General features: G+C 71.3%; 17 protein-coding genes. 8 read left to right on the forward strand and 9 right to left on the reverse strand.

Annotated elements, in window-relative coordinates; genetic code table 11:
• The first annotated feature begins 118 nt into the window (after positions 1-118).
• Complete coding sequence (locus ACIBK9_RS24150) at positions 119-1,057, forward strand: anti-sigma factor RsbA family regulatory protein (protein WP_397161249.1); 939 nt, start codon at positions 119-121, stop codon at positions 1,055-1,057.
• A gap of 21 nt (positions 1,058-1,078) precedes the next feature.
• Here ACIBK9_RS24150 and ACIBK9_RS24155 read toward each other — a convergent pair whose 3' ends face one another.
• The 5 genes from ACIBK9_RS24155 to ACIBK9_RS24175 form a co-directional block, all read right to left on the reverse strand.
• A complete protein-coding gene (locus ACIBK9_RS24155; protein WP_397161251.1) occupies positions 1,079-2,218 on the reverse strand; it encodes a CU044_5270 family protein in 1,140 nt (379 codons plus the stop codon).
• Positions 2,215-2,745: an RNA polymerase sigma factor gene (locus tag ACIBK9_RS24160; RefSeq protein WP_352352915.1), complete on the reverse strand. Its 531-nt coding sequence runs from the start codon at positions 2,743-2,745 to the stop codon at positions 2,215-2,217. The genes ACIBK9_RS24155 and ACIBK9_RS24160 overlap by 4 nt, the downstream gene beginning before the upstream one ends.
• 136 nt (positions 2,746-2,881) lie before the next feature.
• The gene (locus tag ACIBK9_RS24165; protein WP_352352916.1) at positions 2,882-3,622 is read right to left on the reverse strand and encodes a succinate dehydrogenase/fumarate reductase iron-sulfur subunit; all 741 of its coding nucleotides are present in this window, start codon (positions 3,620-3,622) and stop codon (positions 2,882-2,884) included.
• A complete protein-coding gene (locus ACIBK9_RS24170; protein ID WP_352352917.1) occupies positions 3,619-5,544 on the reverse strand; it encodes a fumarate reductase/succinate dehydrogenase flavoprotein subunit in 1,926 nt (641 codons plus the stop codon). The genes ACIBK9_RS24165 and ACIBK9_RS24170 overlap by 4 nt, the downstream gene beginning before the upstream one ends.
• Positions 5,541-6,299, reverse strand: a complete 759-nt coding sequence (locus ACIBK9_RS24175; protein WP_352324154.1) for a succinate dehydrogenase cytochrome b subunit — start codon at positions 6,297-6,299, stop codon at positions 5,541-5,543. The genes ACIBK9_RS24170 and ACIBK9_RS24175 overlap by 4 nt, the downstream gene beginning before the upstream one ends.
• Positions 6,300-6,431: 132 nt before the next feature.
• On the opposite strand from ACIBK9_RS24175, the gene ACIBK9_RS24180 reads away from it, so the two are divergent.
• From ACIBK9_RS24180 to ACIBK9_RS24210, 7 genes are all read left to right on the forward strand, one after another.
• Positions 6,432-7,361 carry a LysR family transcriptional regulator gene (locus ACIBK9_RS24180; RefSeq protein WP_397161255.1) on the forward strand — a complete coding sequence of 310 codons (930 nt, stop codon included), beginning with the start codon at positions 6,432-6,434 and terminating at the stop codon, positions 7,359-7,361.
• A gap of 35 nt (positions 7,362-7,396) precedes the next feature.
• Positions 7,397-8,533: a PP2C family protein-serine/threonine phosphatase gene (locus tag ACIBK9_RS24185; protein WP_397161257.1), complete on the forward strand. Its 1,137-nt coding sequence runs from the start codon at positions 7,397-7,399 to the stop codon at positions 8,531-8,533.
• Positions 8,530-9,672: an ATP-binding protein gene (locus ACIBK9_RS24190; protein ID WP_397161259.1), complete on the forward strand. Its 1,143-nt coding sequence runs from the start codon at positions 8,530-8,532 to the stop codon at positions 9,670-9,672. The genes ACIBK9_RS24185 and ACIBK9_RS24190 overlap by 4 nt, the downstream gene beginning before the upstream one ends.
• The gene (locus ACIBK9_RS24195) at positions 9,669-10,118 is read left to right on the forward strand and encodes a response regulator (protein WP_352352922.1); all 450 of its coding nucleotides are present in this window, start codon (positions 9,669-9,671) and stop codon (positions 10,116-10,118) included. Before ACIBK9_RS24190 ends, ACIBK9_RS24195 begins: the two co-directional genes overlap by 4 nt.
• Before the next feature lie 195 nt (positions 10,119-10,313).
• Positions 10,314-11,099, forward strand: a complete 786-nt coding sequence (locus tag ACIBK9_RS24200) for a hypothetical protein (RefSeq protein ID WP_352324159.1) — start codon at positions 10,314-10,316, stop codon at positions 11,097-11,099.
• Between the two features lie 13 nt (positions 11,100-11,112).
• A complete protein-coding gene (locus ACIBK9_RS24205; RefSeq protein ID WP_397161262.1) occupies positions 11,113-12,999 on the forward strand; it encodes a fumarate reductase/succinate dehydrogenase flavoprotein subunit in 1,887 nt (628 codons plus the stop codon).
• The gene (locus ACIBK9_RS24210) at positions 12,996-13,748 is read left to right on the forward strand and encodes a succinate dehydrogenase/fumarate reductase iron-sulfur subunit (protein WP_397161264.1); all 753 of its coding nucleotides are present in this window, start codon (positions 12,996-12,998) and stop codon (positions 13,746-13,748) included. The genes ACIBK9_RS24205 and ACIBK9_RS24210 overlap by 4 nt, the downstream gene beginning before the upstream one ends.
• Positions 13,749-13,803: 55 nt before the next feature.
• On the opposite strand, the gene ACIBK9_RS24215 is transcribed toward ACIBK9_RS24210, so the two are convergent.
• The 4 genes from ACIBK9_RS24215 to ACIBK9_RS24230 all read right to left on the reverse strand — a co-directional run bounded on the left by ACIBK9_RS24215 (position 13,804) and on the right by ACIBK9_RS24230 (position 19,685).
• Positions 13,804-15,201 carry a hypothetical protein gene (locus ACIBK9_RS24215; protein ID WP_397161266.1) on the reverse strand — a complete coding sequence of 466 codons (1,398 nt, stop codon included), beginning with the start codon at positions 15,199-15,201 and terminating at the stop codon, positions 13,804-13,806.
• A 2,354-nt stretch (positions 15,202-17,555) separates the two neighbouring features.
• On the reverse strand, positions 17,556-17,948 hold the full coding sequence (locus tag ACIBK9_RS24220; protein ID WP_358294435.1) for a (deoxy)nucleoside triphosphate pyrophosphohydrolase: 393 nt from the start codon (positions 17,946-17,948) through the stop codon (positions 17,556-17,558).
• A gap of 13 nt (positions 17,949-17,961) precedes the next feature.
• The gene (locus ACIBK9_RS24225; RefSeq protein ID WP_358294436.1) at positions 17,962-19,059 is read right to left on the reverse strand and encodes a bifunctional lytic transglycosylase/C40 family peptidase; all 1,098 of its coding nucleotides are present in this window, start codon (positions 19,057-19,059) and stop codon (positions 17,962-17,964) included.
• Positions 19,060-19,061: 2 nt separating this feature from the next.
• On the reverse strand, positions 19,062-19,685 hold the full coding sequence (locus tag ACIBK9_RS24230) for a hypothetical protein (RefSeq protein ID WP_352352929.1): 624 nt from the start codon (positions 19,683-19,685) through the stop codon (positions 19,062-19,064).

Here is a 19,685-nt window from a genome sequence, read left to right on the forward strand (position 1 = left end):
GTGCCGACATACACCCTGTATGCGCGCACCCGGGAGATATACCGTTGAGAACGGCCCGACCCCTCCAACCGATCGTGGCCGGGCAGCAGCTCGCCGTCGCGGAGAAAACGGGGCGCACATGATCGCCGTCGCCGGCCAGCCGGACGAGCATCCGCTGGTCCACCAGGCGCTCGTCTACTCCACCGACGCCGGCTTCCTGGCCGCGGCCGTGCCCTTCTGCCGCGACGGGCTGGCCGCGCGGGACAGGGTGCTCGTGGTGACCACGGCCGCCAACATCGGCCTGCTCGCGCGGGCCCTCGGCGGCGACGCGGGCGAGGTCGAGTTCGTCGAGGCCGGCGGCTGGTACGACGCCCCGGGCCGCACCCTGGCCGCCTACGGCCGCTACCTCGACGCCCATCCCCGCGTCAGGGTGATCGGCGAGCCCGTCTGGCACGGCCGCACCCCGGTCGAGGAGGCCGAGTGGACCCGGTACGAGTCGGTGCTCAACGCCGCGTTCGCCGCCCGCGCGGCCTGGATGGTCTGCGCCTTCGACGCGCGCGCGGTCCCGGACCGGGTCGTCGGCGGCGCCCGCCGGACCCATCCGGGGCTGCTGACCGGTGACGGCCCCCGTGCCAGCACCGACTACGTCGAGCCCGAGTCCTTCAGCCACGCCTCCGACCACGACCCGCTGCCGCCTCCGCCGCCCGGGGCCGCCGACCTGCGCTTCGACGGCGACCTGCACCGCGTGCGCCGGCACGTGCGGGCGACCGCCGAACGACTCGGCCTGTCCCGCGCCCTGACCGACCGCCTGCTGCTGACCGTCAACGAGGTCGCCGCCAACGCCGTCGAGCACGGCGGCGGGCACGGCGACCTCGCGATCTGGACCGACGGGAACGCCGTCGTGTGCGACGTGACCGACCCGGGCAAGCTGACGGCCGTCCTGCCCGGTTACCTGCCGCCCGCCCCGACCGCCCTGCGCGGGCACGGCCTGTGGGTGGTGCGCCAGCTCTGCGACCTGCTCCAGGTGCGTGCCGAGCCGGCCGGGACCCGCTTCCGCCTGCACCTGCTGCGCGACTGACGGCGCGGACCGCCGCAGGGCTCAGCGCTTGGGGCCGGCGTCCGTCCAGCCGGCCTCCAGCACGGCCTCGGAGCTCGACACCGTGCCCGGTTCGAAGCTCTTCCACAGGCCGCGCGGCTCGACCACGACGCTCTCGGTGCCCAGCGCCCGCCCGGTGGCCTCGTCGAAGATCAGGCGGCTCTCCCGCACGCCGGTGCGCTCGTCGCTCTGCTGGATGGCCGCGGCCGTGCCGGTACGCCCCTCGGCGTCGGTGACGTTCTCGATGACCTTGACGGAGTCGAGCCCGGCCAGCATGCGGAAGGCGGCGCCGCGCACCTGCGGCGTCACCGGCATGGAGACGATCAGCCCGACGCTGACCGTGAACAGCCAGGTGTCGGCGGACATCTCCACGCTGGACGACTCGGTGGAATGCCCGTCGTAGGAGTCGAGCAGCCACTTCTTCAGCTTCGCCGGCTCGTCCGGCAGGCCGCGCAGGTCCTTCATCGTGACGTTGCGGCCGAGCCAGAACACCTTGTCGCCGTCGACCAGGGGGCTGTGCGAGGTCGTGGCCTTGTCCGGGGAGGTCCGCAGGGTCAGCGGGGCCACCTTCTTCATCGGCACGACCACCTCGATCCCGGCGGGCGAGCCCGCCTGCTCCCAGGCCAGCCGGTCGGCCTCGCTCGCGGGCAGCGCGCCGAGCCGGCGGGTGCGGCTCCACTGCTCGCCGCCGGTCGCGCGCGGCGTCCACTCCTCGTCGCGCTGCCGGTCCAGCACCAGGTACCCGCCCTTGACGGCGGGGTAGGCGTGCCTGCTCACCGTCACGGTGTACCACCAGTCGCCGGTACGGTCGGGCTGCCGGTCGGCCTTCTCCGCGGCGGCCAGCAGCACCTCCCTGGCCGACAGCGTGACCTTGCGCGGCGTCGCCGACGCGCTCTGCCCGGCCAGCGGAGCCTGCTTCCCGGGCGTCGGAGCCGCGTTCCCCGCCACCACGACGGCCACCGCGGTCGCCCCCGCCGCCAGGGCCGCGAGCCCCCACACCGGCCGTACGGCCGTGCGCCGGCGCCGGGACCCGCGCGGCCCGGACATGGCGTGCGCGAGCTCGGCGGCCCTGGTGTGCTCGTCCACCGGCCGGTCGCCGAGGTGCGCGGGCCGCGCGGCCCGGAGTTCGTCCATCGGGTTCATGACCACTCCTCGCTGAGGTTGCGCACATAGGGACGGGACGGTTCGGCGGACTCCATGGCGCGCGTGAGCCGCTTGCGGGCCCGGTGCAGCCGGACGCGGAAGGCCGCCGACGAGCAGCCGACGACCCGGGCGCCCTCCTTGGGCGACAACCCGTGCCAGGCGACCAGCATGAGCACCTCCCGGTCGTCCTCGTGCAGCTCGGCCAGCGCCCGCAGCACGCCCATGCGCTCGGTCACCTGCTCGGCCACGTCCGGGCGGCCGTCCTCGGTCCACGAGCTCAGCTCGGCGGCCAGCGCGTCCCTGCGCGCCTGCGAGCGGGCGTCGTCGCGCAGGAGGTTGCGCGCCACGCCGAGCAGCCACGGCAGCGGCGGCTCCGGCACGTCGTCCAGCCGCCGCCAGGCGATGGCGAACGTCTCGCTCACCACCTCGTCGGCCACCTGCCGGCCCGCGCGACTGACCGCGTAGGCCCACACCCGTTGTCGGCATTCGTCGTACATGCCGGTGAAACGGTGGGAATCATCCGTCACCGCGCAGCCCCTTCGTCCCTGATGCGTTCTTCTGACACCGGGAAGTGGTGGGAACGTCCGTGTTGTTACAGCTCGCCGGAAAAAGCAGAAGCCCCGCCTCCGGTGGCGTTCCGGGACGGGGCCTGCTCGACCTGGCCTACTTGGCGTTGGCCTTGAGGTAGTCGCTGTTCATCTGGGCAATGGTGTCCAGCGGGATGCCCTTGGGGCAGACCGCCGTGCACTCGCCGGTGTTCGTGCAGCCGCCGAAGCCCTCGGCGTCCATCTGGTCCACCATGGCCTTCGCGCGGGTCAGGCGCTCGGGCTGGCCCTGGGGCAGCAGGCTGAGGTGGGTGATCTTGGCGGCGGTGAACAGGGAGGCCGAGCCGTTCGGGCAGGCGGCCACGCAGGCGCCGCAGCCGATGCAGGTCGCGGCGTCGAACGCGGCGTCGGCGTCCTCCTTGCGCACCGGGACGCTGTGCGCGTCCGGGGCCGAGCCGGCCGGGACCGAGACGAAGCCGCCCGCCTGGATGATGCGGTCGAACGCGCTGCGGTCCACGACCAGGTCCTTGACCACCGGGAACGGCGCGGCGCGCCACGGCTCGATGGTGATCTCGGCGCCGTCCTCGAAGTGGCGCATGTGCAGCTGGCAGGTCGTCGTGGCGCGCTGCTCGCCGTGCGCCACGCCGTTGATGACCATGCCGCACATGCCGCAGATGCCCTCGCGGCAGTCGTGGTCGAAGGCGATCGGGTCGTCGCCCTCCAGGATCAGCCGTTCGTTCAGCACGTCCAGCATCTCCAGGAACGACATGTCCGGGGACACGTCCTCCACCCGGTACGTCACCATGCGCCCGGCGTCCGAGGGGGCGCTCTGACGCCAGACCTTGAGGGTCAGGTTCACTTGTAGCTCCGCTGGGTCATCTTGACGTACTCGTACTCGAGCGGTTCCTTGTGCAGCACCGTCTCGCCGGAGGGCGTGCGCTCCCAGGCCGAGACGTGCGCGAAGTGCTCGTCGTCGCGCAGGGCCTCGCCGTCGGGGTCCTGCGACTCGGCGCGGAAGTGGCCGCCGCAGGACTCGGTGCGGACGAGGGCGTCCAGGCACATGAGCTCGGCCAGGTCGAAGAAGTCGGCGACGCGGCCGGCCTTCTCCAGGACCTGGTTCAGCTCCTCGGCGGTGCCGGACACCTTGACGTTCTTCCAGAACTCCTCGCGCAGCTCGGGGATGCGCTCCAGGGCCTTGCGCAGCGACTCCTCGGTGCGCTCCATGCCGCAGTAGTCCCACATGAGCTTGCCCAGCTCGCGGTGGAAGGAGTCGGGGGTGCGGGTGCCGTTCACCGACATCAGGCGGTCGATCCGGGTCCGGACCTTGATCTCCGCCTCGGCCACGGCCTCCTCGTCCACCTCGCCGTACGGGCCGTTGGCCAGGTAGTCGCCGATCGTGGTGGGCAGCACGAAGTACCCGTCGGCCAGGCCCTGCATCAGCGCCGAGGCGCCGAGCCGGTTCGCGCCGTGGTCGGAGAAGTTGGCCTCGCCGATCACGAACAGGCCGGGGATCGTGGACTGCAGGTCGTAGTCCACCCACAGGCCGCCCATCGTGTAGTGGACGGCGGGGTAGATGCGCATCGGCACGTCGTACGGGTTCTCGCCGGTGATGCGCTCGTACATCTCGAAGAGGTTGCCGTACTTCTTCTCCACGGCGTCGCGGCCGAGCCGGCCGATGGCGTCGCGGAAGTCGAGGTAGACGCCCAGCCCGCCGGGGCCGACGCCGCGACCCTCGTCGCAGACGTTCTTGGCGGCCCGGGAGGCGATGTCACGCGGGACGAGGTTGCCGAAGGCCGGGTAGATGCGCTCCAGGTAGTAGTCGCGCTCCTCCTCCGGGATGTCGCCGGGGGCCCGGTCGTCGTCCTTGCGCAGCGGCACCCACACGCGGCCGTCGTTGCGCAGCGACTCCGACATCAGCGTCAGCTTCGACTGGTACTCGCCGGAGACCGGGATGCAGGTCGGGTGGATCTGCGTGTAGCACGGGTTGGCGAAGTACGCCCCGCGCTCGTGCGCCCGCCAGATGGCCGTCGTGTTGCAGCCCTTGGCGTTCGTGGACAGGAAGAACACGTTGCCGTAACCGCCGGTGGCCAGCACCACGGCGTCGGCCAGGTGCCGCTCGATCTCGCCAGTCACCATGTCGCGCACGATGACGCCGCGCGCCCGGCCGTCGGAGACGATCAGGTCGAGCATCTCGTGGCGGGTGTGCATCTCCACGGTCCCGGCCGCGATCTGCCGCTCCAGCGCCTGGTAGGCGCCCAGCAGGAGCTGCTGGCCCGTCTGGCCGCGGGCGTAGAACGTGCGGGAGACCTGGGCGCCGCCGAACGAGCGGGTGTCCAGCAGGCCGCCGTACTCGCGGGCGAACGGCACGCCCTGGGCCACGGCCTGGTCGATGATGTTCACCGACACCTGGGCCAGGCGGTAGACGTTCGACTCGCGGGCGCGGAAGTCGCCGCCCTTGACGGTGTCGTAGAAGAGCCGGTAGATCGAGTCGCCGTCGCCGCGGTAGTTCTTGGCGGCGTTGATGCCGCCCTGGGCGGCGATGGAGTGGGCGCGCCGGGGCGTGTCCTGGTAGCAGAACGACTTGACGTTGTAGCCCAGCTCGCCCAGGGTCGCCGCGGCCGAGCCGCCCGCCAGTCCGGTGCCGACGACGATCACGTTGAGCTTGCGCTTGTTGGCCGGGTTGACCAGCTTGGCGCTGAACTTCCGCTTCTCCCACCGCTCCTCGATGGGACCGGCGGGCGCCTTGGTGTCCCGGATCTCCGAGCCTTCGGTGTACTTCACTTCACAACTCCGAACGTGATGGCGAGGGGCGGGGCCAGGAAGCCGACGACCAGGACCGCCGAGACGAGGGCGGCCGTCAGGCGCAGGCCGCGGTAGCGGCTGCGGTTGGCCCAGCCCAGCGTCTGGAAGGCGCTCCAGATGCCGTGCCGCAGGTGCAGGCCGACCATGACGACGGCCACGAGGTAGATGAGGGTCACCCACCAGCGGGACGGGTCGAAGCCGGCGACCATGCGCTCGGCGGGCTCGGAGTCGAAGCCCTTGGGGTTGACGACGCCGAAGGTCAGGTCGAGCAGGTGCCAGATCACGAACAGCAGGATCGTCAGGCCGCCGAACCGCATGATGTGCGTGGCGTAGCCGTTGGCCTGCGACTTCTTGGCCACGTACTTGACCGGACGGGCCTTGGCCGCCTTGCGCGCCAGCGAGATCGCGGCCCACATGTGCAGCACGACCGAGACGACGAGCCCGATCTCCAGGATCGTCAGCACCGTCCGGTACGGCGCGATGGGCTCAAGGAGCGTGCGCAGGGCGACGGCGTACTCGTTGAACGAGTCCTTGCCGAGGAAGATCTTCAGGTTGCCCAGCATGTGCAGGACGAGGAAGGACACCATCACGGCGCCCGTGACGGCCATGACGACTTTCTTGCCGTTCGACGAGCTCAGGAACCGGCTCGGCTTCTTGGACGTCGGTGCGGGCGAGGCACCCTTGGGGGCGTTAACAGGCGCGGTGGCGGCGCCGCGCTCTATCGTGGCAGTCACGTTTGAACGCTAGGTATCCAGCAATGATCCGTCCAAGTCATCGCGGATCTGGTTTCCATAGCTTCCGGCTATGATGCTTGGTTTATACGGTCGGCATAAGGAAAAATGCTCGGCCGGTGCGAGGAAAATCACATGCAGTTGCAGCAGCTGGCCTACTTCGTCGCGGTCGCGGAGACCAGGCACTTCACCCAGGCGGCCGAGCGCATGCGGGTCGCCCAGCCCTCGCTCAGCAAGCAGATCAAGGCTCTGGAGCACGACCTCGGCGCCCCGCTGTTCTCCCGCGCGCGCGGCAACGTCACGCTGACGGCCGCGGGCGAGGCGCTGCTGCCGCTGGCCCGCCGGATGCTGGCCGACGCCGACACCGCCCGGCAGGAGGTGGCCGAGCTGGCCGGGCTGCGCCGGGGCCGGGTGCGGCTGGGGGCCACGCCGTCGTTGTGCGCGGGCCTGCTGGCCGACGCGCTGGCGCGCTTCCACCGGGCCTACCCGGGGGTGGAGCTGCTGGTGGAGGAGGGCGGCTCGCGTGACCTGGTCAGGGCGCTGGCCAGGGGGCAGCTCGACCTGTCGCTGATCATCATGCCGCTGCAGAGCGACGACCCGTCCCTGGTGACCGAGGAGATCCTGCGGGAGAACCTGGTGGTGGTCTCGCCCTCGCACGAGCGGGCGCGGGGGCCGTACCTGCGGATCGAGGACCTGCGCGGCCGGCAGATGGTGATGTTCCGGCGCGGTTACGACCTGCGCGAGGCCACCCTCACCGCCTGCCGCCAGGCCGGGTTCGAGCCCCGGTTCTCGGTGCAGGGCGGCGAGATGGACGCGGTGCTGCGGTTCGTGGAGGCGGGGCTCGGCGTGGCGGTGGTGCCGTCGATGGTGCTCGACGGGCGGCCGGGCCTGTCCGGCACGCCGCTGGCCCCGCCCGGCCTGAGCCGGACGATCGCCCTGGCCCACCGCAAGGACGTCGAGCCCACCAGGGCGGCGCAGGCGTTCCGGGAGACCCTGCTCGCCTTCGTGGTCGAGGCCGGACAGGAAGGCACGCTTCCGCAAGGGGTCGAGCTCATCGCAGAATGAGCAGCAACAGCCCGACTCCCCCGGGAAGGCATTGTGTGACGGCAAACCTCAACGAGCCGCTGACACTGCTCCTCATCGAGGACGACGACGGCGACGCCTTCCTCGTCGAAGAACTGCTCAACCAGGCCGAGGCGCCACCGACGATCTTCTGGGCGCGCAGCCTCCAGGAGGCCAAGGCCAAGCTCGACCCGACGATCCAGTGCGTTCTCGTCGACCTCACCCTGCCCGACGCCAGCAGGCTGGAGGCGCTGGAGGAGGTGCTGGCGCTGGCGCCGCACGCGGCCGTCCTGGTCCTCACCGGCCTCAGGGACGTGCACGTCGGCGTGGCCGCCGTCCAGGCGGGCGCCCAGGACTACCTGGTCAAGCAGGACATCGACGCCCGCCTGCTGGCCAGGTCGATCAGGTACGCCATGGAGCGCAAGCGCGCCGACCTGGCCCAGCTCAGGCTGTTCGAGGCCGAGCTGACCGCCAAGGAGAACGCCCGCCTCGAGAGCGGCCTGCTGCCCGTGCCCCTGCTGCGCACCGAGGCGATCACGCACCAGATCCGTTACCTGCCGGGCAACCAGGGAACCCTGCTGGGCGGCGACTTCCTCGACATGGTCCAGACCGCCGACGGCGCGGTGCACGTCGTGGTGGGCGACGTCTGCGGCCACGGGCCCGACGAGGCCGCGCTCGGCGTGGCGCTGCGCATCGCCTGGCGCACGCTGGTGCTGGCCGGGCAGACCGACGACACGCTGCTGCGCACGATGGACGCCCTCCTGCGCGCCGAGCGCAAGGCGCCCGAGATCTTCACCACGCTCTGCATGGCCACCTTCACGCCCGACCTGCGCCGGGCCCGGATGCGCGTGGTCGGGCACCCGCCGCCGGTGCTGGTCCGCGACGGCGTGCCCGCGGTGCTGGCCGGCACGCCCTCGGGGCCGCCGCTCGGCATCTTCCCCGACGCCGAGTGGACGGTCATCGACGTGCCCCTGGGCGAGGACTGGTCGATCATGCTCTACACCGACGGCCTGATCGAGGCGGCCGTCGGCGGGCAGAAGGAGCTGCTCGGCGTGGAGGGCCTGGTCGGGCTGGTGCGCGAGCACGGCGTGATCGACCTCGACCGGCTGATCAGGCACGCCGGCACGCTCAGCGACGATCTCGCGGTGGTCTTGGTGTCGAGGAGGAAGGCATGAGCATCCACCCGCTGCCGCCGCCGAAGGCGCCGACCGGGCTCGGCAGGCTGCCGGCGGCCCGCTGGTTCCTGGCCATCGGCGTGCTGGCGGGGTTCGCGTTCGCGACCGGCGTGGTGGTCACCATGTCGATGATCGCGCACGCGCGGGCCCTGGGGCCGAGGCCGGAGATCGCCGCCCAGCTCGACCGGCTCAACGTGGCGCTGATCGTGCTGTTCGCGGTGCTGCTGGCGGGCGGGGCGGGCCTGGCGTTCGTGATCAGGTACGCCGTGCTCAAGCCCATCGACCAGCTCACCGAGCAGGTCCGCACGGTCGCCGCCGGCGACTTCGACCACCGGCTCGGCGTCGACCGGCCGGCCGAGCTGAGCGAGCTGTCCAGCCACGTCGACTCCATGCGCCGCCGCATCGTCTCGGCCTGGCGCGGGGCCGCCGACCAGGCCGACGAGCTGCGCAGGTCCAACGGCGAGCTGGAGCAGTTCGCCTACGTCGCCAGCCACGACCTGCAGGAGCCGCTGCGCAAGGTCGCCAGCTTCACCCAGATGCTGGAGCAGCGGTACGGCCCGCAGCTCGACGACCGCGCCCGCCAGTACATCCACTACGCGGTCGACGGCGCCAAGCGCATGCAGCTCCTGATCAACGACCTGCTCGACTTCTCCCGGGTGGGCCGGGTGAGCGGCGAGCGGGTGCCGACCGACCCCGGCCAGGCCCTGGACCGGGCCCTGGAGAACCTGTCGGCCACGATCGAGGACACCGGCGCCACCGTCACCCGCGACGACCTGCCCGTGGTCGAGGGCAACCGGATGCAGCTCACGCAGCTCTTCCAGAACCTCGTCGAGAACGCGATCAAGTTCCGCTCCGAGGACCCGCCGCGCGTGCGCCTGACGGCCGAGCGGAAGGGCGACATGTGGGAGTTCAGCTGCTCCGACAACGGCATCGGCGTCGACCCCAAGTACGCCGACCGCATCTTCCTGATCTTCCAGCGGCTCCACCCCCGGGACGTGTACCCCGGCACCGGCATCGGCCTGGCGCTCTGCCGGAAGATCGTCGAGTACCACGGCGGGCAGCTCTGGCTCGACGCTGAACCGGCCGATCAGGGCACGACGTTCCGCTGGACGCTGCCGGCGGCGGGAGGCGACGCATGACGGACTGGCGCCCGATCGACGTGCTCCTCGTGGAGGACGACCAGGGGGACATCCTGCTCACCAGGGAGGCGTTCGACCTCAACAAGGTGCGCAACCGGCTCAACGTGGTCAACGACGGCGAGCAGGCGATGGCGTACCTGCGGCGGGAGGGCGCCTACGCCGGCGCGCCGCGGCCCGACCTGATCCTGCTCGACCTCAACCTGCCCCGGATGAACGGCCTGGAGGTGCTGAGCGAGGTCAAGGCCGACGCCGCCCTGCGGACGATCCCCGTGGTGATCCTGACGACCTCGGAGGCGGAGGAGGACATCCTGCACAGCTACCGGCTGCACGCCAACGCCTATGTCGCGAAGCCGGTGGATTTCGAGCAATTTATCCGTGTTGTCCGGCAAATAGATGATTTTTTCGTGACCGTTGTGAAGCTGCCGGCCCCCGGCCCGCGGCCCTGACGCGTATACGTGACAGGAATCACAGTGGGTCATCGAAAAAGTGAGTGACCCCGCTCACAAAATCGTATGCGGTCGTCGTAACGTATCCCCCACCAATACGCGCCCAGAGCGGTACCGCACCCGCCGTACGCGCGCCCAGTGAAACGACCCGGACCCCCCTGTGTGCAGGGTCCGCGGGAGGTGGAGAGGTCCGCGATGACCCAGACGACGCCCGAAGCCCCGCTCAGAAGGCAACGTGCCCAGGTGAGGGTGCGCACGCTGCGCACCGACAGGTGGTGGCTGGTCCCGCTGCTGACCTTCCTCGGGCTCAGCTCGTTCCTCGTCTACGGCGTGTGGGCGATCATCGACGGCAGTTATTTCGTCGATCCGTACATCGCCCCGTTCGCCTCGCCCTGTCTGACCACGGCGTGCCCCGAGGGCGCGCGGCTGTTCGGGTGGGCGCCGATCGGCGACTGGTTCACCCTGCCGCCGGGGCTGCTCATCCTCGGCCTGCCGGGCGGGTTCCGGCTCACGTGTTACTACTACCGCAAGTCGTACTACCGGTCGTTCTGGCTGTCGCCGGCCGCGTGCGCCGTCCAGGAGCCGCACGGCAAGTACACCGGTGAGACCCGGTTCCCGCTGATCCTGCAGAACATCCACCGGTACTTCTTCTACGCGGCCATCGTGATCGGCCTCGTGCTGGCCTACGACGCCGTCCTGGCGCTGGTGCACAAGCCGCAGGGCCTCGGCACCTGGATCCTGGTCGTCAACGCCGTGCTGATCAACACGTACACGTTGTCGTGCCACTCCTGCAGGCACATCACCGCGGGCAGGCTCAACCACTTCTCCCGTCACCCGCTGCGCTACAAGGCCTGGACGTTCGTCTCCAAGCTCAACGCCAAGCACCAGCAGCTCGCCTGGGCCTCGATGTTCTCGGTCATGATCGCCGACTTCTACGTCCGCATGGTCGCCAAGGGCGTCATCGCCTTCCCGTTCGCATAAAGGACTTCTTCCAGTGGAAATCGAGCGTCACGAATACGACGTCGTCGTCATCGGTGCGGGCGGCGCCGGGCTGCGGGCCGCCATCGAGGCCCGTCAGCAGGGCAAGCGCACGGCGATCGTCTGCAAGTCGCTGTTCGGCAAGGCCCACACCGTCATGGCCGAGGGCGGCGCGGCCGCCGCGATGGGGAACGTCAACTCCGACGACAACTGGATGGTGCACTTCCGTGACACCATGCGGGGCGGCAAGTTCCTCAACAACTGGCGCATGGCCGAGCTGCACGCCAAGGAGGCCCCCGACCGCGTCTGGGAGCTGGAGGCGTGGGGCGCGCTGTTCGACCGCACCAAGGACGGCAAGATCAGCCAGCGGAACTTCGGCGGTCACGAGTACCCGCGGCTCGCACACGTGGGCGACCGTACCGGCCTGGAGCTGATCCGCACCCTCCAGCAGCGGGTCGTCGCGCTGCAGCAGGAGGACTTCGAGACGCACGGCGACCACGAGGCCTACATCAAGGTCTTCGCCGAGTGCACGGTCACCCGCCTGCTGAAGGACGGCGACCGCATCTCCGGCGCGTTCGGCTACTGGCGCGAGACCGGCAACTTCCTGCTGTTCGACGCCCCCGCCGTGGTCCTGGCCACCGGCGGCATCGGCAAGTCGTACGTCGTCACCTCCAACTCCTGGGAGTACACCGGCGACGGCCACGCCCTGGCCCTGCTCGCCGGCGCCAACCTGATCAACATGGAGTTCATCCAGTTCCACCCCACCGGGATGGTCTGGCCGCCGTCGGTGCGCGGCATCCTCGTCACCGAGTCCGTCCGGGGCGACGGCGGCGTGCTGCGCAACTCCGAGGGCAAGCGCTTCATGTTCGACTACATCCCCGAGGTGTTCAAGGACAAGTACGCCACCACCGAGGAGGAGGGCGACCGCTGGTACACCGACCAGGCCAACAACCGGCGCCCGCCGGAGCTCCTGCCGCGTGACGAGGTGGCCCGCGCGATCAACGCCGAGGTCAAGGCGGGCCGCGGATCGCCCCAGGGCGGCGTCTTCCTCGACGTCTCCACCCGCCTGCCGGCCGAGGAGATCAAGAAGCGGCTGCCGTCGATGCACCACCAGTTCAAGGAGCTGGCCGACGTCGACATCACCGCCGAGCCCATGCAGGTGGGCCCGACCTGCCACTACATCATGGGCGGCGTCGAGGTCGACGCCGACACCGGCGCGGCGGCCGTGCCCGGCCTGTTCGCGGCGGGCGAGGTGTCCGGCGGCATGCACGGGTCCAACCGGCTGGGCGGCAACTCGCTGTCCGACCTGCTGGTGTTCGGGCGGCGCGCGGGCGCGGGCGCGGCGGCCTACGTCGACGGGCTCAAGGCCCGCCCCAAGGTCGTCCAGGAGCTCGTGGACGCGGCCCGCGAGGAGGCCCTGGCGCCCCTCCAGCGCGACGGCGAGAACCCGTACGAGGTGCACCACGAGCTCCAGCGGACGATGAACGAGCTGGTCGGCATCATCCGCAAGGCCGAGGAGGTCTCCGAGGCCATGGAGGTCGTGGAGAAGCTCAAGGAGCGGGTGCGCCAGGTCGGCGCGGCCGGCTCGCGGATCTACAACCCCGGCTGGCACCTGGCCATCGACCTGCGGAACATGGTCCTGGTCTCCGAGTGCGTGGCCCGCGCCGCCCTCCTGCGCGAGGAGAGCCGCGGCGGCCACACCCGCGACGACTTCCCCGGGATGAACCCGGAATGGCGCCGCAAGCTGCTCGTCTGCTCCACCGCGGACGGCAACGACGTCCAGGTCGTGGAGAAGGTCCAGTCGTCCATGCGCGAGGACCTGATCACCCTGTTCGACCGGGACGAGCTGAAGAAGTACCTCACCGACGAAGAGATGGCCGAGTTCGACGGGATTGCCAAATGAGTTACAAGGCGAAGTTCAAGGTCTGGCGTGGTGAGGGCGGCGAGGGCAAGCTCGAGGACTTCACGGTCGAGGTGAACGAGGGCGAGGTCGTCCTCGACATCATCCACCGGCTGCAGGCCACGCAGGCCCCCGACCTGGCGGTGCGCTGGAACTGCAAGGCCGGCAAGTGCGGCTCGTGCAGCATGGAGATCAACGGCAAGCCGCGCCTGGGCTGCATGACCCGGATGTCCACCTTCTCCGAGGACGAGACCATCACGGTCACCCCGATGCGGACCTTCCCCGTCATCAAAGACCTGGTCACCGACGTGTCCTTCAACTACCAGAAGGCCCGCGAGATCCCCTCGTTCACCCCGCCGGCGGGCGTCCGGCCCGGCGAGTACCGCATGCAGCAGGTCGACGTCGAGCGCTCGCAGGAGTTCCGCAAGTGCATCGAGTGCTTCATGTGCAACAACGTCTGCCACGTGATCCGCGACCACGAGGAGAACAAGCCGGCCTTCGCCGGTCCGCGTTTCCTCATGCGGATCGCCGAGCTGGACATGCACCCGTACGACGTGGCCGACCGGCAGGAGGCCGCCCAGGAGGAGCACGGGCTCGGCTACTGCAACATCACCAAGTGCTGCACCGAGGTCTGCCCCGAGCACATCAAGATCACTGACAACGCGCTGATCCCGATGAAGGAGCGCGTGGCCGACCGCAAGTACGACCCGCTGGTCTGGCTGGGCAACAAGATCTTCAAGCGCGCCAAGTAGGCGGAGAAAGCGGAAGCGGGGGCCGGACGGATCCGGCCCCCGCTTCCGCTTTGTGCTACTTGCGGCCCCAGCGCTTCTTCCGGTGCTTGGGGTCCTGCATCTCCTTGGTGGCGCCCTCCGGGGGCTGCGGCGGCAACGGCTGGACGACCGTCGCGGCGTCCCCCTCCGGCGGCAGGTACGGCGGCGGCCGGTAGCCCTCCGGCGGCTCCGGCTGCTCGCCCTGCGGTCGCACCGGCGGTCGGGGCTGCACCGGCTGCTTCGGCTCGAACAGGGACGGGCCCTGCTGCCAGGGCTCGGAGTCGCCGCTCTCGGCCGCCGCCGCCGGGGCGAGCGGGAACTCGCGCTCGTCCTCGTACGGCTTCCCGCCGCCCGGGGGGATCTCGGCGGGCGGCTGCTCGGCCGGGATCAGCGGCTCGAACGGGTCACGGTAGTCCTGGGCGGGCTGCGGCGGCTCGTTGTAGGAGTCGAACTCGTCCGGGTGCAGCACGACGGGCTCGGGCGCGGTCGCCGGCATGGTGGCGGGCATGTTGGCGGGCACGGTCGGCGCCGGCTCGGGCGGGTAGCCGCCCTGGGGCCCGTACGGGTCGTGGTAGGCCGGGTCGTGGTGGGCCGGGCCGTAACCGGGCTGACCGGCCGGGTAGGTCTGGATCGGGACGAAGCTGATGATCGGCGCGTACGCCGTGCCTCCCGGGTAGCCGGGGGCGGGGAAGGACGCCGTGGCGTAACCGGGTCCGGCGGGGTAGCCGGGCGGGGGCGCGTCCGGGCGGCCCATCGGGGAGGCCATCGGGGGGCCCGCCTTGCGCACGGCCGCCGCGTGGGCCATGCGGCGCAGCCGTCCCTCGAAGATGAGCACCGCGAACAGCGCGAGCAGGACCAGCACCAGCGCGGGGATGCTGAGCTTCTGCGTCAGCGACTTCTGGTCGAACTCCGGCGCGGCCGCGCGCACCTCGAGCTGGACCGAGTCCGTGGTCGGGGCGGTGTCGGCCGTCAGCGGGGCGGTCGTGGTGGGCGAGTCCGTCGGCGCGACGGACGGCATCTCGACGGACGGCTCCGTCGTCTGCTCCGTGGGCAGCGGACCGGCCGTGGTCTGCGCGGTGGGCAGGGGCGCCAGCGGCTGCTGCGTCGTCTCCTGGACGGGCGGGGGCGTGGGGGCCGTAGTGGTCTTGGGCGGCTTCGGGGCCTTCGTGGTCTTCGTCGGGCTCGCGGTGACGGTGTGCGTGATCGTCGTCTCCGGAGCCTCCTCCGGCGTGGGCGTGCCCAACGTCGTCGTGACCGTGACCGTGGTCTGCGGATCACAGGTCTGGCCCGCGTCGCACGGCTCCACCGCCGGGTCGAACGCCGCGCGGCTGACCGAGGCGCTCGCGCTCTGACCGACGAAGGGGGCCACGCCGACGCCCGTGAGCCCGAGCGCTAGGACGATCGCGGACACGGCCGTCGCTCGCGTGCGTGCCACCGGAGCCCTCCGCATAGTCCCGGAACCATGGTCAAGGGAATACTAGTCGGGTCAAAGCAACAGTAAAGACGGAATTACCATACGTTTCGCGGCTTATGGCGGCGTTTTGCTCGCGTAACCAGCCACAAGGCCCCCAGCAGGACGCCGATCGCCCCGATGACCAGCGAGAAGCCGCGCGGCCCGTCCAGCGGGCTGGTGTACGCGACCGGACGAACCGGTTTCCGCGCCTCCACCACCTGCACCGGCCAAGGCGCCCCGGCCCCCGACTCCGGCGCCAGACTCACCGCCCCGCCGCCGGGAACCACTCCCCCTTGCACCCCGCCACCGACGCCCCCCTGCGCCACACCCCCGGCGACACCACCCGGGGCCATGCCCCCGGCGACACCCCCGGGCACCATGCCCCCGGCCACGCCTCCCGGCGCCACACCCCCGGCAACGCTCCCCGGCGCCACGCCTCCGGTCACACTCCCCGGTGGCATACCGCCGGGCAGGCTCTGATGGGTCATCCCCGGCACCCCACCCTGCGCCAGCCCTGCCGCGCCGGACAGCCCTCCGTGCGCCGCACCACCTGGCAGGCGCCCCGTGAGTCCGCTGGACAGGCTGCCCGCCGCGCCGCCAGGCAGGCTGCCCGCCGTCAGGCCGCCGGGGAGGCCGTTTCGTGCCGTCCCCCGGGCGCCGGTGGGCGCCCGGCCGGTCGTTCCAGGGGCGAGGCCCTGGCCCACGCCTCCCGCACGCGGGAACGCCCCCAGGGTTCCGCCCGCGCCTCCCTGCCGCGGCGCCCGCGCCACGCCCCCGCCGCCGACGCGCGGAAGCGCCCCTCGGGCTCCACCGGTGATCGGCAACCCTGCGGCCCCTCCAGGGAGGCCGCCCCTTCCCGCCGTCGTACCGGCCCCTCCGGGGAGGCCACCCTTTCCCGCCGTCGTACCGGTCAGGCTGGGGAGGCCGCCTCGCGTCGTTCCGCCCGCCCCCGGCGCCAGCCCGGCGACGCCTCCGCCCGTCCCCGTGAGGAGCCCGGCAGCCCCCGCCTGCTGCCCCTGTCCACCTGCCACCTGCCGGCCCGGCCGCCTCCGCTTGTGGGGGGCCGTGGCCGGAACGGGCACCGCCTGACCGCTGATCGTGGCGGTCTCGCGCGGCATCTCCTCGGCGACCTGCATGGACGTGGTCCTGTTGATGGTGGTCAGCCCACCGGAGGGCGTCCGCATCCTGGCCACCGCCGCGAGCACCACCTCCTTGGCCCCCTCGGGCGCCTGGAAGGTCACGTCCAACGCCCGCTCCCCGAAGATCGGCCCAAGGGCGCAGACCCGCGCGCCGGGCAGCGTACCGCCATCGGAAGCCGAGCCCTCCACGCCGGCCAGCGCCCGCGCGGCCAGCACCCCGGCCGCCTGCCGCCCCCCACCGACCTGCCCCCCACCCGGCCCACCCTCAGCCGGAAACACCCCTCGACCAGCCTCGGCCTGAGACATCCCCTGACCACCCTCGGCTCGAGACATCCCACGACCACCCTCAGCCCGAGACGCCCCCTGGCCACCCTCGGCCCGCGGCACACCCCAATCGCCCTCAACCCGGGACATCCCCCGACCGCCCTCAACCCGAGGAACGCCCCGACCGCCCTCAGCTCGGGACATCTCGCGACCGTCCTCAGCCCGCGACACTCCCCGACCGTCCTCGGCCCGCGACACTCCCCGACCGCCCGCAGCCCACGGCGCGCCTTGACCGGCTTCAGCCCACGGCGCGCCCTGTCCTGCCTCCGCGCGCGGCGCCCTCTGACCGTCCTCGGCGTGCGGCATCCCCTGAGCCGCGCCATCCGGCGGCATCCACTGACCGGCCTCCGCGCGGGTCAGGCGCCGGCCCGGCGCCGGCCGCCACGCCTCCGGGCCATCCGGGCCCTCCGGTTCCTCCCGGAACGCCCCGGCATCCGGATCCGTCGCACCGCCGGCGCTCCACGGCCCCGATACGGGATCCCCTCCGGATGCCGGAACCCCACCAAAAGCCTCGGAACCCTCGGCCCCCTCAACCCCACCGGCCGACAGCCGGGAAGCACCGGAGGGCGACGGGCACGCCAACCCCGACAACGCCGCCGCCGGACTGGTCGCCACCGCGACCCTGGCCCCCTTGCCCATCCCGTTGAGCCGGACCCTGAAACGCTGGACGTCACCCGTCCTGATCCACTGGCCCACACCCTCGGGGCCGCTCACGCGTTCGAGCACGAGCGTCACCCCCGCCGCCGCCACGGGGACGGAGGGCAACGCCACCAGGATCAGCGCTCCAGAAAGGATCCAGCCACGCCGCATCACTCCACTCCCCCACTGCGACAAATCACGTGTAGTAATCGTTATGTCACAGAGAGAGACGGTCTAATCCTGCTGAAGCAGACTCTCCACGGTCTTCATGATCGGCAGGTCGGCGCCCAGCCACTCCACGTCGTAGTACTCCCCCGGCCCCAGCCAGCGAAGAGCCAGGTGCTCACGGGCCTCGGGCGTGCCGGAGGTGAGCGTGGCCAGCCAGACGCGCAGGACGTACCCGTCCGACAGCGCCCAGTCCTCGCCCACGCGCGCGCCCACCGCGATCTCCACGCCGAGCTCCTCGCGGCACTCCCGGACCAGCGCGGCCACCTCGCTCTCCCCCGGGTCCACCTTGCCGCCGGGGAACTCCCAGCCCCCGGCCAGCGCGGCCGGCGCGGCGCGCTGCGCGGCCAGCACCCTGCCGCCGGGGGCGACGATCACCGCCGCGACCACGATCGTGCTCATGCGTTCGTCATCCTCATAGTGCGGGATTCTGCAGCTTCTTGAGCTGGTCGAGCACATCGGGGTTCTGCAGGGGACGGGTGAAGCCCACCTTGTTGTCGCGCGCCTGGTAGCTCGTGACCTTGATCGGCCCGCAGAGCGTGCACCGGGCCTCCAGCATCTTGCCCTTCGACACGACCAGCCCGACATGACCCGGATTGTCGGCCGACGTGCCCGGACCGGCGTTGAAGAACACCAGGTCACCGGGCTCCTCCTCGCCCGCTGACACCTTCACCCCGAACGGCCACTGCGTGAACGTGGTGCGCGGGATGCTCAGCCCGGCGGCCCGGTAGGCCGCGTAGATGATGCCCGAGCAGTCGAACGCGTCCGGCCCGGTGCCGCCCCACAGGTACGGCTTTCCGCGCTGCGCCAGCGCGAACTGCAGGATCTTGGCCACGACGTCGCTGGGCGCGGCCGCCACCAGGGGGTCGTCGCACTCCTCGGCGGCCTGCGGCGGCACCTCCACCTCGCCCGACTTGGCGTACTTCCTGGCGATCTCCTCGACCTGGTCGACGTACCACCAGGCGCGGTTGTAGGTGAACAGGGCCCGCCGGACGTTCTCGGGAGCGCCGTTGCGCTTGAGCATCTTGGCGGCCCCGAGGATGGCGTCGGCGGGGTTGTAGACGTCGCCCACGCCGTCGCCGTCGCCGTCGGAGGCGTACCCGTTGAACGTCGAGGAGATCGGGATCTGCGCCTTGCCGCCCCAGGTCGAGATCAGGAACTGCATCGGGCCGGCCGCGCCCGCGTAGTTGGTGCCGCTCTTGACGCCGGGCAGGTCGGAACGGCCGTGATCGGTCTCGCGCTTGCCCACGGCGGCCAGGATGGTCCACTGGACGCCGATCTTCTTGCCCCACTTCTTGTACAGGTCGAGGTAGTCGCCCGGGATGTCGGCGGCGCCCGAGTCGGACACCTCCTGCACCTGGGTGCCGCCCTCGCAGTCGACCGAGCCCTCGCCGCCGCCGTTCAGGAAGGACGGCATCGTGACCAGCAGCATCGGCGAGATGATGATCGCGGCCAGCAGCAGGATCCCGGCGAGACCGAGAAGCAGCGCCAGGCGGGTTCGGGAGGACTTCACCGCTAGCTGTCCCCGTCCTGGCCCTCGGTGGCGGGCAGCACGTCGAAGATCCGCCAGTCGGCGCCGAGCTGGCTCACCGTGACCGCCAGGTCCTCGACGTCCTGCCGGTTGCCGCTCTTCGCGGTGACCTGCCTGGTCTCGGTCACGACGAACACGATGGAGGTCTTCTCGATCTGCCTGATCTCCTTCAGCCTGGCCGTGGCCTGGGAGACGATCTGGTCGTCGCGGTTCTGCTGGACGGTGCCCGCCGAGGTGAGCGTCCGGGCGAGGATGTTGCCCAGCTCGGCGGTGGTGAACGTCTTGACCCTCGTGGCGTACGCCGCCGGGTCCTCGTCGTACCTGAAGGTGCCGTAGACGGCGGTGAAGCGCTCGGCGAGGTCCGCCGCCGCGGCCAGCTGCTCCTTCTTCATCGGCAGGTACGAGTAGACGTCGAACGGCGCGGCGCTGGCCGTGGCCAGCGGCTTGCTCGCCGCCGTGGGCGCAGACGCGGACGTCGTGCCCGTGGCCGGGGCCTGCTCGGGCGGATCGTCCGAGCTCGGCCACATCGTGAGGTAGACGCCGACCGCGGCGATGACCACGACGATGGCGGCGAAGGCCAGCCCGCGCTTGTCACCGGACTGAGCCAT

The sequence above is a fragment of the Nonomuraea sp. NPDC050227 genome, from assembly GCF_044459705.1.
Classification (GTDB): domain Bacteria; phylum Actinomycetota; class Actinomycetes; order Streptosporangiales; family Streptosporangiaceae; genus Nonomuraea.